At 44.3% G+C, this 16,653-nt stretch carries 15 protein-coding genes and 1 tRNA gene; 5 read left to right on the top strand and 11 right to left on the bottom strand.

The window, feature by feature from the left end; all coding sequences use genetic code 11:
- Positions 1-48 precede the first annotated feature (48 nt).
- The 3 genes from VLA77_03850 to VLA77_03840 are packed head-to-tail and all read right to left on the bottom strand — an operon-like array spanning position 49 to position 4,256.
- A complete protein-coding gene (locus VLA77_03850) occupies positions 49-1,296 on the bottom strand; it encodes a lipase family protein (GenBank protein HSE29688.1) in 1,248 nt (415 codons plus the stop codon).
- Between the two features lie 7 nt (positions 1,297-1,303).
- Entirely contained in the window at positions 1,304-2,404 is a 1,101-nt protein-coding gene (locus VLA77_03845; protein HSE29687.1) for a hypothetical protein, read from the bottom strand.
- A 31-nt stretch (positions 2,405-2,435) separates the two neighbouring features.
- Positions 2,436-4,256, bottom strand: a complete 1,821-nt coding sequence (locus VLA77_03840; GenBank protein HSE29686.1) for a fibronectin type III domain-containing protein — start codon at positions 4,254-4,256, stop codon at positions 2,436-2,438.
- Between the two features lie 151 nt (positions 4,257-4,407).
- Here VLA77_03840 and VLA77_03835 point away from each other — a divergent pair, with 151 nt between their 5' ends.
- Together VLA77_03835 and VLA77_03830 are read left to right on the top strand one after the other, a co-directional pair.
- Entirely contained in the window at positions 4,408-5,427 is a 1,020-nt protein-coding gene (locus VLA77_03835) for a Kiwa anti-phage protein KwaB-like domain-containing protein (GenBank protein HSE29685.1), read from the top strand.
- Between the two features lie 63 nt (positions 5,428-5,490).
- Positions 5,491-7,395: a collagen-like protein gene (locus tag VLA77_03830; protein HSE29684.1), complete on the top strand. Its 1,905-nt coding sequence runs from the start codon at positions 5,491-5,493 to the stop codon at positions 7,393-7,395.
- Positions 7,396-7,429: 34 nt separating this feature from the next.
- On the opposite strand, the gene VLA77_03825 is transcribed toward VLA77_03830, so the two are convergent.
- From VLA77_03825 to VLA77_03815, 3 genes are all read right to left on the bottom strand, one after another.
- Positions 7,430-8,908, bottom strand: a complete 1,479-nt coding sequence (locus VLA77_03825) for a lamin tail domain-containing protein (GenBank protein HSE29683.1) — start codon at positions 8,906-8,908, stop codon at positions 7,430-7,432.
- Positions 8,909-8,997: 89 nt separating this feature from the next.
- Positions 8,998-10,434 carry a ComEC/Rec2 family competence protein gene (locus VLA77_03820; protein ID HSE29682.1) on the bottom strand — a complete coding sequence of 479 codons (1,437 nt, stop codon included), beginning with the start codon at positions 10,432-10,434 and terminating at the stop codon, positions 8,998-9,000.
- A complete protein-coding gene (locus VLA77_03815; protein HSE29681.1) occupies positions 10,431-11,126 on the bottom strand; it encodes an HNH endonuclease family protein in 696 nt (231 codons plus the stop codon). The genes VLA77_03820 and VLA77_03815 overlap by 4 nt, the downstream gene beginning before the upstream one ends.
- A gap of 125 nt (positions 11,127-11,251) precedes the next feature.
- Between VLA77_03815 and VLA77_03810 the strand changes: the two genes are divergently transcribed.
- Positions 11,252-11,677 carry a DUF5684 domain-containing protein gene (locus VLA77_03810; protein ID HSE29680.1) on the top strand — a complete coding sequence of 142 codons (426 nt, stop codon included), beginning with the start codon at positions 11,252-11,254 and terminating at the stop codon, positions 11,675-11,677.
- A gap of 69 nt (positions 11,678-11,746) precedes the next feature.
- Here the strand turns inward: VLA77_03810 and VLA77_03805 are convergent, their stop codons facing one another.
- Positions 11,747-12,010, bottom strand: a complete 264-nt coding sequence (locus VLA77_03805; protein ID HSE29679.1) for a hypothetical protein — start codon at positions 12,008-12,010, stop codon at positions 11,747-11,749.
- A gap of 374 nt (positions 12,011-12,384) precedes the next feature.
- On the opposite strand from VLA77_03805, the gene VLA77_03800 reads away from it, so the two are divergent.
- Positions 12,385-12,891: a hypothetical protein gene (locus VLA77_03800; GenBank protein HSE29678.1), complete on the top strand. Its 507-nt coding sequence runs from the start codon at positions 12,385-12,387 to the stop codon at positions 12,889-12,891.
- A gap of 26 nt (positions 12,892-12,917) precedes the next feature.
- Here VLA77_03800 and VLA77_03795 read toward each other — a convergent pair whose 3' ends face one another.
- From VLA77_03795 to VLA77_03780, 4 genes are all read right to left on the bottom strand, one after another.
- Complete coding sequence (locus tag VLA77_03795) at positions 12,918-13,520, bottom strand: hypothetical protein (protein HSE29677.1); 603 nt, start codon at positions 13,518-13,520, stop codon at positions 12,918-12,920.
- Positions 13,521-13,624: 104 nt separating this feature from the next.
- The gene (locus VLA77_03790; protein ID HSE29676.1) at positions 13,625-13,840 is read right to left on the bottom strand and encodes a hypothetical protein; all 216 of its coding nucleotides are present in this window, start codon (positions 13,838-13,840) and stop codon (positions 13,625-13,627) included.
- A gap of 207 nt (positions 13,841-14,047) precedes the next feature.
- Positions 14,048-14,147, bottom strand: a tRNA-Leu gene (locus VLA77_03785).
- Positions 14,148-14,214: 67 nt separating this feature from the next.
- On the bottom strand, positions 14,215-14,688 hold the full coding sequence (locus VLA77_03780) for a hypothetical protein (protein ID HSE29675.1): 474 nt from the start codon (positions 14,686-14,688) through the stop codon (positions 14,215-14,217).
- Between the two features lie 138 nt (positions 14,689-14,826).
- Between VLA77_03780 and typA the strand changes: the two genes are divergently transcribed.
- Positions 14,827-16,653: a translational GTPase TypA gene (gene typA, locus VLA77_03775; GenBank protein HSE29674.1), complete on the top strand. Its 1,827-nt coding sequence runs from the start codon at positions 14,827-14,829 to the stop codon at positions 16,651-16,653.

Below are 16,653 nucleotides of genomic sequence, written 5' to 3'. Positions count from 1 at the left end.
CTGCATCCTGACTATTATGAACTTAGGCTGATTTTTGTGCAAGCAACTCTAGTTATTTAAAGGTTGGACCGGTAGTTGCTGATCACAAGTATTGTTATTTGGTCGGTTGTTGAAGCGGTCGTTGATCCAAGCGATTACATTAGGATAAATTACTTCGGGAATTTGCATATGTTGAACATTTGCAACCCATAATGAATTTAGGTTTCCACCGGCGTTGCAGGCGCGTTGAATGTATAGTGCTGTGGCTCCCGGCTCGATCACTAAATCTGTCGTGCTCTCAGCCACCATTAAGGGCTGGCTTGGCTCTAGCGTTGGTGCAGTTTGGGCTTGAGCCATTTCACTCCAGGCTGGGACATCTGTGGGACTTGTGGCAAAGAACTGTTGCTTCAGGCTATTCCTAATTAATCCGTCCAGAGTTGCATCATCAATACATTGATCGGCTATTTTTTGATAGTTTTTGTCGCCCACTTTTGTGGTAAGCTGATCTGCCGATAGCTGATCATTGGCAGTTGGCCAAGATGTTAGGATTTCTGGCCCGATGACCCAATCTAAAACGTTATTGTCTTGCTGATCTAACATGACCGAAAGTTCGGCAGCTGGTGCGGATGCAACTGTTCCCGCTAAATTAAGTTCAGGTGCGTAACTTTTTGCCATGCTGCCCGTAAACAACGACGAGTGCCCACCTTGCGAGTGGCCCCAAACGGCAAATGTGTTGCCCGCGTTCGATCCACTTAAATTACGAGCTGCACGCACACTATTTAAGACATCGTGAGCTTCACCGGCGCCAACTAGGTACTGCTCGATTCCATCTGTGCCAAGTCCTGCGTAATCGGTTGCCGTTACAATCCAGCCGTTTTCAAGCATCTGGTTGACCCAGGAAATATTCTGCATCGGATCCTGCGATCTTGTTGGAGCGCATGCCTCCCCCATTCCTAATGTGCCGTGAGCCCAGGCTACAATCGGCCTATTCTGCCCTTGATTGTTCGGAACGAAAATCATACCCGAGCTAAAGGTATTGTTGCCGTTGGAATCCTGAGTTCGATATAAGACTCGTGTAGCCGTCCCGCCCGAAATTTGTAGATCCATTGGTTCTTGCCTAACGATCTCGCCTAATTCACCTTGAAGCGGCAATCCATCGGTTTTATAAAACGGTGCAAGTTGAGCCTGTAAAATAGCAATTTTTGCGTTTTTAAAAATCGCCACGCCGATTGCAAAAACTAAAACTAAGCCAATTACTACAAGAACAATTTTTATAAGAATTTTCCAGAATGGTTTCGCAGTACTTAAAGTTTTCATTGTGTAGTTACTCTGCTCCTAAATTAAAATTATCAAATGCTTTATTGCCGAATTTAGCCTTAATTATGCCTTGCAATTCTTGTTTTGAATAAACACGTATGGGGTCACTTGTGGTTAAGTAATTTTGCAGTTTTAAGTATGCATTTTTAAGCACGGCGATCTGCGCTGCAGACAATTTTTCTCCAGGTTTGACTTGAGCAGACACAGAGCTTATGTCGTCTAAAACTGATTCGATCTTAGATGGTTGCGAAGCGAAGGAGGCTAAAAAAGTTACCATTTCGATTTCTGAAACTTGATTACTTTGTTGAGGCTGATTGATTACATTTAGCAAACTCGCTTTGTAACCGGCGATTAAAAACGCAAAAGCTCCAGCTGTGAACGGAATAATGGTAAGACTGAAATCTAAATACCAATCGGCTTCGGTTAAAAACAACCTAACAATTAAAAAGTGAAGTCCGCCAAAAGCTAAAATATAAAATGCAACTGTTAGCCACTCTACCGCGCTTTTGTAAGCAACCGACATTTTTGGCAGAATCTGCAAGCCCAGCATGCCAGCAAAAAATACAAAAACCACGTTACAAACAGTAACGGACTGGAAAACGTCAAACACCAATTCGCTAGCGCCGGTGCTTACATGTGGCAAAAATGAGATCATAAGACTAGTTGAGATTGCCACTGCAACACCTAAAGTAACAGATGACCAAACTGATTTTACGCCAAGGATTTTTGCGAATTTTCGCATAGCCAGCAACACGAAGACTGCGCTAAAAACGTAAATTGTTGCAACACCACCAGATTCTAGCCAGAAAACTGCATTTAAAATATTAACCACTGGAATCTGAATTTGCGCGACTGCAAAGATTCCGAGCCCAACACACAACATGACGTATGCTTTTTTAACTTCATCTGTAAAAAGTTTTATGGTGCGTACGAAAAACGGGATTGCGAACACACTTAGCAATGAGGTTACTAAAGCCAGACTCACTGTAAACCTAAATCCGGGTCGGTAATCCGCCAACAAGAAACCGGCAGCAGAGCCGACCGCCATAGAACCAAATATGGCTGCAAACAAGTAAAGTCGCAAATCTTGAGCTTGAGCAATAAGCATAAGCTAATTATAACCCACCGTTCGTAACTTGTTAATTTGGCGAAGTTAAGGAAAGATCGTCGACGTAAAAGTATTGCCCTGCAGAGATTGCGTTGGCGTAAACAATGTAAGCTAAGCTATTGCCGGACTCTTTTGTGGTATATGTCTGGCTAACCCGCTGCCAATCAGTACTACTTGCAGTAATAGTTTGGCTCACCTCACCTGCCATGGCCCAGTTTGGTCGCCACTCACGTAGACGTAATGTGATTTTTTGGCCAACGTACCCGGGTTTTATCCATACGCTTTGAGTGTATCCGATGTTTGCGGTAGTGCTGGCAATTATTTTAGGGCTGTCGTTAAAGCCACTGGATAAATTGTTTGCGCCAGTGCTGGCCGAAACTTTTACGGACGCGCTGCCGCTGTGAGCTTGCTCAGTGGAACGGTCAATATTTACGTAGTTGCTACTGCCGTATTTACCCGTCCAGCCTGTTAGGTTGGTTTCTACGCCAACATTGCTAACCCATTCTGTGGGGGTTGGTACTGGGGCTGTGGATTTCGTGAATTGCATGCTCCAAATTGTACTGCCATACTCGCACACATCCTTGATCCATAGAAAATCTGGTCCGCACACAAACCTAATTCCTAATGTTCCATTTTGGGCGTTATAATTGCCGGCTAAAATTCCTAACCTGCGCACACGGAATTCGGATGGAGGCGTTGTGTTAGCGGTTGGTGTAAAGCCTTGACCGCCAGCTGCACTCAACACGTGCATTAGGCCGTTAACTTTGCCGTAAGCTTCTAAGCCGTGCGCATGGTGCCCAACATTTAAGATATATTTCCCGCCTTGATTGTCGGCGCGCGGACTGTATTTTTGGGCCAAGTAATCAATGGCTGCACAAACTGTTAGGTTTGGGCCCTCGGTTGAGTTTGTGTAAGGAGGGCGGTGCCCGTAAGTGATTATGAAGTCGACGTTTGCATCGCTTTGAGCTTGCTGCATTAGTATATCGGCTTTGACTTTCCAATCTTCGATCGCGCCCGGCCACGGCTCGGGGTACGAAATAAATCTTACCTTGCCACTGTCAAACCAGCCCCAGTCTTCGCCTAGACAGGTGTTCACGACACTACCTTGATCGCCACCACAACCCGGGTTGCTAGTCTTTGTTTCGGTGTCGTTAGGTACTGTTTGTGCGTTTGTTATGTAACTTCGGCCTTTGTAGTTTGCGAGGCTATCGCGTGGAGTTCCTGCAGGTGCCTCGGGCTTGGCCTCGGCGTACTCATGGTTACCCCAAGCGGGTTGAAAAGCCGCAAAATGCGACCAAACTTCTTGATCGGTGTAGTATGAGTTAACTGCTTCTACGCCACAACCATCCAGAACCGATATATCACCACCATGCGTAACGACATTTGGTTGCTGATTAGTAATTAGTTGGTGCATGGCTGGCATATAGCTAAAGCAGTGAGAGCTCACTGTGTCGCCCACATCCACCCAGCTAAAATCACCAGTTGACCGTGTTTTAAAGGCGTGGTCTAGGCCGCTTTCGCCGATTTTATAATGATACTCGGTGTTGTCATTTAGGCCGCTAATTTTAACTTCGTAGAATGGACCGGTTGTGTCCCATGGGCTAATTGCCGATTGATAGGCTGTGGCTTGTTGACCGTAGTTGGAGTCTAGACCATAAAAAAAGGCGGTTTCAGATCCGCGCCAGTTAAAAATCACTTCGCCTGCATTTTCGCCATAAGAAAAGTGGATTTCGTCTACGCTATCAGTAGTTGCAAGCGCCCTGACTGGAGTCTCGAAGGCAAAATTGCTTGCCACTATAGTTACTGCAACCACAATAACGCCCACTCTTTTTAGCAGGTTCCTTACAATCATTGCCCCTCCTGAGAGTTATTTTGATATCTTAACTATATACTATTTTTCGTTCGATTTTTACAAAACCTGTCGCATAACCATAAATTTTATGTAAAATGGTTTTATGCAAATCGCCGCCAGAATCCGGGCGGCTTTAACTTGAAGGGTATAAATGGAACAAACATCTATCACGCCGAGCGCGACAACCGAAACTACTGAAAATGCTGCACCCGTGGAGCGTGAGCAGACAGATATATTTAACTGGGCTAACAACCTTTTTATGTACAAAGACAACCTAAAAATTGAGTTGTTCTTGCTTAGTAAAAACAATGTTTTGTATCGGACTCAGCATAAACCTGAGGTAGGCAAACAGTTGATTCCCCTACTCTTAGACAATATTTTAGAGTTTGTTATGACTGGCGCAGGCGAAGGCTTAGTCGTGCGCGGTTTCGAAGAGGCAGAAGAGGAAGATAACGTTTTACAAAGAACTCAGCTCGATAATATCGAAAAGATGGTTGAGGCGATGCGCTGGCTTGGTGGCCAAGAACATGAAATGGAAATGTTCAACGAAGACGATCACGACTTGCGTCGTATGCGCGGCTTGATCGCACGTTGCAGTCATCCCGAAATGGAGAAATCTTTTTACGTAATTAAGTCGCTCTCCGCGGCTAATGTTGTTAAAGGCATTGGCGGTTGGACTATCGGTGCACAAACTTTTGAAGCACTTGATCCGGGCGCCGCGTTGCGGATTCCGGCTGATAACCAGATTCTATTACTCGAGCAGGACGTCTATGTTTTTAATCAAAGCAAGCTTGAGCGTTTATTTAATTATAATGCTAAAAAGAATGCGATTGCCGAAAAGAAAGTCGATGAAATTAACGCCAACTTCACTTTAAGCTTTGCAGACGAGCTTGATCTTCAGACCATGGTTAAAGCTAGTAAAACGCTGATCAACAAATTGCAAAAAATTGATCCGCAGTCTGTGAAGCAAGAAGATCTCTTGAATCACGCCGAAGAACTCGGTGTTGAGCTTATGACTGATGATTCGGGCGCCATTATCATCATGGATGTTAAAGACCTTAATAAATTTGTGAATCTATTAAACGATGACTACGTTGAGTCTAGTATGACGGGTAGGCGTTACGAGATTAAAAGTAAAAAGATTTTAGAGCCAGAATCTGACGAAAAATAGTGGTATTTTTGAGAAAACTTAACTAAACTTATATATGTAAGTTAAGTAACTAAAACAAATACCATGCGCTCAACGAGCGAATCCAATATCAGTAGCAAATCAGCGGCAAAAAGGCGTAAAAACGTTCTTTTTGGCTTGCTCAGTGCGGCAGTAGTGGTGGCAATTTTGCTACTGACGTTTGATGTTTACCGCAAATCTACCAGTATGGATGTGCTTTTTAGCGTTTATAAAAATCTGGCAGAGCAAGTCTCGAACAATCCTGCAAGTATCGAACAGGTTGCCCAGCTAGATACGACCACGTTGGATGATCCGACTTTGCAAGTTCAGGAACTGGGCAACAGTAATCAAGATGCAACTTTAGCGATCGGCCCGGCGGGTTCACAGGGAGTACCAGGGCTGGATGGCATCAATGGAGTAGATGGCGAGGATGGAGATGACGGGTTGGATGGAACCGATGGAACCGATGGAATTGCCGGAATTCAAGGACCTCAAGGAATCCAAGGTGTTCAGGGTGTAGCTGGCGCGCAAGGACCCGCTGGCCAAGATGGAACAAACGGCGTAGCCTCTTGTCCCAATGGCTCATGTGTCTCGCTCCAAGTTTCGCCCACCACTCAGGAATCTGGCTATGTTTATGTAAATGGAGTAGTTGCTAGCAGCTTTCAAGGAAACGGTTCAAGCTTAACTTCTTTGAGCGCGGGTAATTTAGTAGGTACTGTCGCCAATGGATTGCTTAGTTCGAGTGTTACATTACAGGGCAACAACTTCAACGGCAATAGTCAGCTGGTGCAAACAAATGGTAGCGGCGAATTGCCAGTTCTTTCGGGCGCAAACTTGACCAGTATTAATGCATCTCAGATCACCACAGGAACTTTGTCTAATTTAAGATTAAACTCAACCGTGACCGTTCAAGGCAACACATTTAATGGTGTCAATCAGCTTGTGCAGCTAGATGGCTCAGGTGCATTACCTGCGGTTTCGGGCGCCAATCTTACTAACCTACCTGTTGGGTGTACTGACTGTGTTGATCTGCAAGCCGTTACGCCCGGCACCCCTCAAACTGGTCACATAAATGTTAGCGGAACAGTAATCGCCGGTAATTTTGTTGGGGTTGGCAGTAGTCTAACGGGATTGAATGCTAGTAATATTAGCAGTGGTACCTTGAATGATTCTAGGCTGAGCTCAAATGTTACTACGCAGGGCAATACTTTTAACGGCACGAGCCAATTGGTTCAAACCACCGCGGGCGGGGTTTTGCCTGTAATCTCCGGTGAGAACCTTACTAATCTTAATGCTTCTAGTTTGGCAACGGGTACTGTTGGCGACGCAAGGTTGAGCACTAATGTGACATTGCAGGGAAATAGCTTTAACGCCGCCGGACAACTTGTTCAGCTCGATGGATCTGGTTTGCTCCCCGCCCTCAATGGATCCGCATTAACTAGCTTAAATGCGAGCAATATTTCTAGCGGAACTTTAGCGGATGCACGCCTGAGTAGTAACGTTGCGCTTCTTAGTCGAGATTCTCAAGTATTTACTGGTGATAATACGATTTTCAGGAACGATACCAACGGAACCAACGCTTTCACTGTTCAAAACTCATCCAGCACTAACGTGTTTAATGTAGACACTTCTGCCAATAGAACACAGACGACAAACGCAGAAGTCTCTTCTGGGTTGACTGTGGGTGCTTCGGGAACTGCGATTACACAGATTAGGTACTATGCGCCGACTATTAATCCTGCAAACGTTCCAGCAGCATCCACTAGCGAGCAAACATTTACCGTAAATGGATTGACCACAGACGACACGGTTATTGTAAACAAACCCTCGTTAACTAACGGTTGTGGAATGATTGGAGCCAGAGTGAGTGCAGCTAACACCTTGGCAATTTCGTGGGTGAATGTTTTAGGTATTTTGGGTTGCGATCCTCCATCTGAGGTTTATAAAGTTATGGCCTTTAGAGCTACTTAAGTGGGTACCTGAGGCTTGCCGGTTACCACCAACATTATTTACTTAGCCTTGTTTTAAGATTATTTAATGCTCTTGCAACCGTTTGCCTCCACTCATAAATGCAGTAAACTACGCCCGCGGCAAATAGTGCACCAATTACCCAAAACACTGTTGAATTTTGTGATGGCACCGAAGGAATGTCTTTAACGCTGGGTAAGTTTGTGCTGGCTCCTAAAATCTTACGACAGCGGTTTGTATCCGTGTTTCTTTCCTGGCCTTCTGGGCAAGGTTTTGGCTGCGTGCTGGCGGCCGCAATTGTTCTGCATCTGTTAGTGTTCGAGTTGCGTTCTTGTCCAGGAGCGCATGGCGTAATTACAGGTTGTGATTGAGTGCTTTTGCAGCGATTGGTCTCGGGGTTACGTATTTTACCGGGTTCGCATTGGGCTAAATGTTGCTCTGTGGCTTCCGCTAGGACTAGTAGCTTGTTCGGGTGATTTGGCGTCGGCGTTTGCGTTTGTTTCCAAGCACCGTCAATAAACGACCACGAGATGTCCGAACCCAAGTTATCCGCATACTTTACTGATTGTTCGCTGGTTTGTGTAACCAACCAAACAGTTACACTATTTGAGTTTGTTAACGAAAGTTTTGTCTCCGAGTTATAAAAAGCTATATACTGATCTGGAGCAATTTGAAGATCGGGCAAATTAAACTGCTTTGTGCTGTTTTCGAGTTTTAGAGCACAGCCTAGTAAATGGATTGGCTTGTCTGTTGGGTTGTGTATTTCAATGAACTCTGCGCCCGAATCTTCACCCGTGGGGTTGGGCAGGATCTCGCTCAAAACTATACCATCGCAAAGATTATTAGCTTCTGTCTCCGGCTCTGTAGTTTCTGGGGATGGTTCTGGCTCAGGTTCTTCTTCTGGCTCGGTCTGAGGATTATTTTGAGCGAACGCAGCTTTTGGTGTGGTGGGTGTGATTTGGGTGCTAAAAGAGTTGTTGCTAAAAACCCTGTTTATAGAGTAGTCGTGGCTAATCGCTTTTGGCTCGTGCCACCATCCGCTAATTGCGGTTGCTTTAGCCCAACTAACTTGATCTATTAGTGACCCACTTTGATCAACCAACCTTAGATATCCACCACTGGTTTTAGGAAAAATATCCTTTTGAGTTGACCCGTTAAAAAACATATCCGCCAAATCTTGCAGGTAGCATTTGTAGGTTATTAAAAATAAACTTTTCGCCTGGACCTGGCCTTGTAAGGTAGCCACGTGGCGCACTGTGAGACCAGACTCGGTCACGAATTCCAATTTTATTCCTGTTAGATCAAGCGCGTAATCGCTTGGATTATAAAGCTCCACGAACTCTAATTTGCCGGCGTCGTATTCGCTTTCTAGGCAGCTCGCGGGTCGTTCACCAACTTTATCGCTACCAGTTTGAAACTCGCTAATTAAAAGACTGGGCTCTGATTGTGCGGTCGCTGGTTCAGTTAAAGCCAAACTTAAAAATACAAATAAAAATACTACGGCAGCTCTGGTCATGTCGTTAAACTTTTTGGTTAGTTTTGTGATAGCCGTATTTTGTTAAAGGTTGCCTCGGCTGTCAATGCCAATTTTTAAATTGTGGAAAACTATTCCAAGACACTACTTTTGTAAAAGTTGAATTTTGTAGCGCGCCATAAGAATAAAGTTAAGATTACGATAACTGTATAGCTAAAAATCAGCGAGAGGACATTAAAGTGTACCTCACCTTTTGCGAATGGTATGCTTGCTATCCAGTCGACGATACTGGTCATATATTTTAATATCCAGAATGCCGGTAAGCCTAAAATCTCCGCAAAATTTGGTACCAATATTCCTGAGATCCCAGCCAAAAATATAAACAGCATCGCGGGGGGTATGAGAGGTAGAATCATCACATTCGCAAAAAGTGCCAGTGGTGAATATTGGCCAAAATAAAGCAGGATAATTGGCAACGTTACAATCTGGGCGCACAGAGTACCAACGAAAATTTCGCGTAAAATGCCAGGATCTTTGTTGCGCCAAAAGAACGAATTGACGAGTGGTGCTAAAATAATAACCCCTGCAAATGACCCAAACGATAAGTACCAGCCTAAGTCGCCGTTAATTGAACCGGGATTTAATAATAGGGTTGTTGCGGCTACAAATGGTAGCAAAACTAGCGGATGAATATTGCGTCCATAATACCAGGCCGCTAAACACAGGCCTGTCACAATTGCAGCTCTACTCATACTTGGGCTAAAGCCGGTCATTAAAACAAATCCGATTATCATAGCGGAGGTTACTAGCACCGACAATCGTTTAGAGATATTTAAAAAACTTTTGCGAGCAAACCTTACCAAAATTGTAAGATTGTAGCCACTTGCTACGACGACATGTGTTAACCCGAGGAGCTTAAGTTTTTCATTCAAGTCGTGTGGAAGCTCATTCTGCTGCCCAAGCAGATAACCCAACCCAAGGTCTACCTGTGGCGATGGTATCGCTATGCGAACTGCATCCGCGAACCAATCTCGGGCGATGCGCGCTAAGTCACCCGGCACAGGTTGCTCTACCTTTATAATTTTGGCTTTGAAGATTGAGGCCGGAATATTGCCAAATCCGTGGTCAAGTTTGCCTTGTGCTGCTATAAAATCACCACGTTTTATTAAGTTGCCATCGCGCGTACTTAGCCAAATTACACCGCTTAAATTTTGACCCGCTGCCGATACTTGGGTAAGTTTAATCTGTTGCTCATCTTTTTCGTTCTTGGAAACATCTTCGGATACAATGCCAGTTACTAAGACCTGTTTTCCGTATATAGGTTGATATTTTTCAATCTGATTAGATTGAAAGTTGTTCACTGCCATTCCTAAAAGCAAGCCGCCAGCAAAAGCCAATGGCAACAGTAGGACGAACCTAAACGCAACACATACTATACAACCCAATATGCCAATAACCACGATCAACAGATTAATTTCGACGTTTACAAAACACGAAAGCGCAGCGCCGCAAATTACTCCCCAGCTCATGGCCGCAATTTGCCATGAAGCATGAGTGGTTGTTTTCATCCTGACTCGACTGGCAAAACCTGATCTGGACATCCTTGTAAAACATTTTTCAAAGCTGTGTATTCGGCCGACGTAACCCAGAGTAAGTACTTAGTCTTAACTGCGATCTGCCTGGCAACGTAAGCGCACCTATAATTTTTATTGGGTGGTAGCCAGCTAGCTGCGTCGCTATCACTTTTCTGCTGGTTCAATTTACCATCTACCGCTAGTAAATTTAGCGAATCGTTAGCAAGTTCCTGGCGTTTTTGAGCACTTAAGTCCTGGGCGCCTTTTTGCCACGCATCAGATAAGGCTACTACGTGGTCTATCTGAACGAGCTGACTTGTCGCCTCGCCTTTCGTAAAGTCTATCTGCTTTTCAGAGTACGGATCATGTAACTTCCCTGACAAAACAGTACATCCATCTTGATCAAATTTAGATTCTGTTAGATCACGCTTTAAAACTAGATTTCTGACATCGCATCCATCTAAGCTGTCCCAGCCATCACCAAACTGATCACGTGAGTAATCAGTTTTTGGTGCGCGCCCTTTGACTTGCAGTTTTTCTAGAGCTACCAGCGCATTCTCGCTATTTATTGATATTTGTTCGCTCTCAACCTTACTTTGCGGAGGCTGATTGCTGAAAAACAGGCCCAGGCAAATAGCTAAAACTGCAATAATTATGGTAAAAGTTCTACGCTGTTTTTCTTTCACAAGCACATGATTGACTAAGTTGGGGTTGTTTGTCAAATAAAATAGCAGGAGTTAACGTTGTAATTTATTTACAAAGCAGAGTTTATCTTTTAGTATTAATACATAAGCATAATAAAAGGAAAATTATGAAAAGCTTTTTAGCATCAACTTACGACACTACTTTATACAACGACGGCTACCTTGATAGCTCGTATTATGCAGCTCCAAGCTACAGCCCAGTGGGAACGATTTTTTACCTCGCGTTCATTATCTTTATGATTGTCTCAGTATGGAAGGTGTTCGTGAAAGCTGGCAAACCTGGCTGGGCTTCGATCGTTCCTTTTTATAACATCTGGGTTTTACTTGAGGTAGCCAATCGACCAGGATGGTGGTTAATCCTTTATTTCATCCCACTGGTTAACATCGTTATCCACTTCATCGTCTCCATTGATGTAGCAAAGGCCTTCGGCAAAGATGGCGCCTTTGGATTCTTCCTTATCGGAATATTCGGCTTCATCGGCTACCCGATCATCGCATTTGGAAAAGCCAGCTACAAAAAAATAGCAAGATAAACAAGAAGCGCTCTGTTTGCCAGAGAGCCTTTAATTAAAAAGACCACCGATTACTCAGTGGTCTTTTGTTTAAACACTTTCGCTTATCGCAACTAAGGTCCAATCTATTTGAGCCTCGTCACTTATTAGCCGAAATTTCGACGCACCATCTGTGACATCGAAAATCCTCAAGCTCCTCTCCCCTTTTTTTATCAGGTATTGTAAACCCGATTCATTGAAAGTGTAGGTACTACCTTGGTACTCCATGCGCTTTGGGTAAGTGCTTAAGCCCTTGCGATTTCGGAAATACCATCCGGTTATATTAACTTTTTCGTTTAATGTTCGCTTTTGCATAATGCAACCTCTTGTCTTTATAGTTTTGTAAAAACAAGCCTTGGCCGAAGCCTCAGCGAACGGATTTTATTTTTTAATGCTCGCTCCGTAAAAGATTGCTTAAACCGTTCGATCGCAATCCCAATCAGAGTCAAACTTGTAACCAAAGGTTCGGTATACCCTTGGTGCAAAGTACCGCCTAGTAGCGGCATAATTTGTAAAAGTCTGCATGTAAGAAGATGATCCCCCACCAGCACACACATGACTGCTCTAATTATAGCGCTAGCTTTTTGCAGCGTATAGACTTGACGTTTTTATTACGTCAGTGAGGGAAGCTGTTAATGAGCAGTACTTAGTCGGTCATAGTTTTGGTGGTCTAGTTTGTTTAGAATTTTTTGCGCAGTAACAGTGATATTAAAAAAGTCGTATTGTATGAACCAGGTGTATCAGTAGATGGATCAATATCGATGGACTGGATGGGTGCATACGAGCAAAAACTTAAGCAAGACAAGCCTCTCGAAGCGTTTATTGTTTTTATTAGGGCAATGGATCCGATGGCACGCTTAAACCCAAGTTGGGTGCTCAAGATGTTATTACCGCGTATTATGCAGAAAGATGATCTAAGCGAGATCATTACTCAGTTACCCGCTAACCTATTGGAACACAAAGAAGTTGCCAAACTAGACAGTACGCATTCTAATTATAAACAGATCAAAGCGAAAGCGTTGATACTTTTTGGCGGCAAAAGTCCTAAAAGTACAAAGCAAGCGCTTGAAAAGTTACGCAATGTAATGAGCGACTCGGATCTAAAAGAGTTCAAAGGGCTGGATCACTTCGGAATAAATAAAGGCGAGCCTGCTCTTATTGCCGAAGCAGTGCGAAATTTTTTTAGCGCTGACTAAACGCAGTTCGTGGAAGTATCACGGTGCTACTTTTTGCTAGCCACACGCCCACTGTTTTTAGCGAGTTTTTCTTTGGCGTTAATGTAGCCAAGCCACGGAACAACAACCAAGCAAACCAATGCAGTAATCACCAAAGACCCTACGGTCCACGAAAATTGTGGTCCGTAAAATAGCTGCGCACGAAATGTGCCAATTGCGTTGTATTCTTGAACTAAAATTGGTTGGCTCGAGCTTGATCCGCTAGTAAAAATCTTCATCTCGTGGAACACAAGTCCGTCGTAATTGCGCGATTCTGCAATTGCGGTGATTCTTTCGGTAACTATCTTGCCGTTTTGATCAGTTGTAGCCAAAAAGCTTGCAAGTTGGCCTGTTTGTTTGGTTTTACGATTTAAACCCTCGAAACTGATACGTAGTTGCTTATTTACAACTGGTTTACCGGCTTGCTCTACGTTGATAGTAAAACTCTTTGGATTCATCGCTACAAAAAACTGTGGACCAACGCTAATTGAATAGTCGTCTGAGGCGACTTGTTTTTGTGGAATAAGCGAAAACAAGCCAAAGCCAAGGTTACCTACTAGCAAAAGTACGACTATCCCAGTTAGGATTTGTTTTAATGTTATTTTATCCATTTATGTCCAATCAAAAATTATTTTACCGTCTACAGTAAATTGTATACCGCTGCCTTGGCTTTGAACAGCGTATGCGAATGCAAGTCCTCGGGTGCGTTAAGTGACTACAAGGTGTTAGTTATCGAATCCATCAGTTCTTTAAAAGTTTTGCCGCTGGCTAAAATTAAACCGGCAATTACAATAATTATTCCAGATGTAGTCAATGTGATTAAAGACCAATCGCCTTGCAATATGCGACCCCAAAGGCTCGCGTAAACTAAAGTCGCGCCAATTAAAATCAGCAGCGTACCAAAAATAAATTTTATGACTTTGGTTTTCATAATAGGGTTGCTCGGAGTTTACTCTAGGTTGCTTAGATTGTCTATGGCACGAGCGAGTATTTTTGATTAATTGTGAAGTAGCTGTTATTATTGCATTCACTGCGGTAAAATGTAGTAATAGCCGTCAATTCGGCTAAACGAGCCAAAAGCTCGTATGCTGTGCAAGCCAAAAAAGCGTCCGTAAGGGCGTTTTTTTGTTAGGAAAAGTGGCGGAGGGAGAGGGATTCGAACCCTCGAGAGTATGCTGTGCAAGCTGTTCTCTAACAGATCCTCGGTCTGTCCTCGTAAACCACTTGAGTACCCCTCCATATACTCGACGTCACGCCGAGATCACAGCATATCTTATATGCTCTGATCTCAGCACGATATCAGTATCACTGGTCGCTTGCCCCTTTCTGGTTGAAAATAATTTCCCAGCCAGACGCATGTCCAATTCGCGTTGCCCAAGGGTTTTTAATGCGCCATTCCTCTATCGCTATAACAGCTTCGTCAATGTTTAGAATGCCTTTATCTTTGACTATGCGCCCTGACGACGAGGGATTAGGGATTTGCTGTGTTGTCGATTCGCTTATGGCTGCTTTGCCTCTTTGCGTCAACTTTATGCCTACAATCTTGCTTCTGGGGTTTTCTGCATCTTCGTAAACTTTGGTAACGAACTCATGGTATACCAGCTTTTGTGTAATACTGTTTGTCCAGCTGCGGTTTGTATCTTTAGACAAATTTTCGCGATGATTCCGCGTGATAAGGTCAGCAAAATAGACGGTGTCCGTAGTTGGCTTTTCGCCAAAAACTTTACCTTTTAAAATCTCAATCGCCGCTCCTCGTGAAATCTTCGTACTACTACTCATACCATCCAATATACTCACACTGATATGGCATGTCAACAACAATATCACTGTGCATAAGCAATTTGGGCTAGTAAAAATAACAGATGTATGTTATAATTTTTATAAATTACTTTCGGCGCTAAGGTAGGCGCGTTTTTTATGGCTCAAGATCAATCGAAAATTCGAAATATTGCTATTATTGCCCACGTTGACCACGGTAAAACAACCTTGGTAGATGGGTTACTTAAACAATCTAAAACTTTCCGCGACAACCAAGCCGAGATGAGCCAAGAGCTTATCATGGATAGCGGCGATCAAGAACGCGAGCGCGGCATTACAATTACGGCAAAAGTTACAGCCGTGCAGCATGGTGATTATCGCATTAACATCATTGATACTCCCGGGCACGCTGACTTTAGCGGTGAGGTTGAACGTACGCTTAATATGGCCGACGGCTGTTTGCTTATTGTTGACGCCCAAGAAGGTCCAATGCCACAAACTAAGTTTGTACTTGGCAAGGCACTAGCGAGCGGCCTAAAACCAATTGTTATCATCAACAAAATCGACAAGCCAGGCAGCCGTGTTGCCGAAGTTGAAGACGAACTTGCTGATCTGTTTTTGGAACTCGCGGTACACGAAGACCAGCTTCACTACCCTATCTACTATGCTATCGGTCGCGCCGGCAAATCTTGGAGTGCCATGCCTGCCAATCCAGACGAAGATGCTGATCTAGAACCGATTTTCGATGCTGTCATAGAGAAAATCCCAGCCCCAGTCATCGATGCCAACAAGCCATTTCAGATGCTTGTTACGGCACTGGCGTGGGACACCTACAAGGGTAAATACGCTATTGGCCGTATCACTCGTGGTCATGTAAAATCTGGCGATCAGGTTGTGGTTTGTAAAAAAGACGGCAGCCAAGTTAAGGGCAAAGTAGAACTCGTATTCATGAGCCATGGTGTTAGTCGCTTTGAAGTACCGGAAGGCGTTGCTGGAGACATTGTGCAGCTTACCGGTATGCCAAATGTGCAGATTGGCGAGACCGTTGCCGATGCTGTAGCGCCTGAGGCTCTGCCGATTATAGAGGTTGAAGCTCCTACTCTAGAGGTATTTCTTGGACCAAACACCAGTCCGTTTAAGGGCCTAGAAGGTCAATTCAACACAAGTCGTCAGATTGGTGAGCGCTTAAACAAAGAGCTCGAAACTAACGTAGGTTTGCGTGTAACAGATGCAGGAATTGGCTTTAAGGTGGCAGGGCGTGGTGAGCTACATGTGAGTGTCCTTATAGAAACCATGCGCCGCGAAGGCTTTGAATTTGAAGTTGGTCGCCCACAAGTTGTGACAAAAGAAGAAAACGGCCAAACCCTTGAGCCTGTAGAAGAACTAATTATCGAGGTTCCTGCTGAACATGTGGGTTCTGTGCAGATGGAGCTTGGTGCTCGACGCGCTGCGTTAAAAGAACAGTTTAGTTCTAGCTCAAAAGGTGTAACTAAGCTTGTTTACGAACTACCTACGCGCGCGCTTTTGGGCCTTCGTAACATTTTAATTACTCAAACCAAGGGTACGATCGTTATGAATAGCCTTATGGTAGGCTATCAGCCGCTTGGTGCTCCGCTGCAGCAATTGCGCAACGGTGCGTTAATCGCTTACGAAAACGGTACCACTACACCATACGCGCTAGAAATGGCCGAGGCCCGTGGCGAACTCTACGTTGGCGCTGGCGAAAAAGTATACGCTGGTCAAATAGTAGGTCTTAACAACCGTGGCGACGACCTAGAAGTTAACGTTTGTAAAACCAAACACCTTACCAACATGCGCAGCAGTTCGTCCGACGGCGTAGTTCAGTTAACGCCGTTCACAAAACTAAGCCTAGAACAATGCCTAGATTTCATCGAAAACGATGAGCTGCTAGAAGTTACCCCTAAAAACCTACGCCTACGCAAGCGAGAGCTTAACCCGAACATGCGTAAGCGGCAGCCTAGATAA

This window comes from Candidatus Saccharimonadales bacterium (assembly GCA_035457485.1).
Lineage (GTDB): Bacteria > Patescibacteriota > Saccharimonadia > Saccharimonadales > EFPC-124 > DATIBO01.
This window is presented reverse-complemented; position numbering and strand designations above follow the sequence as displayed.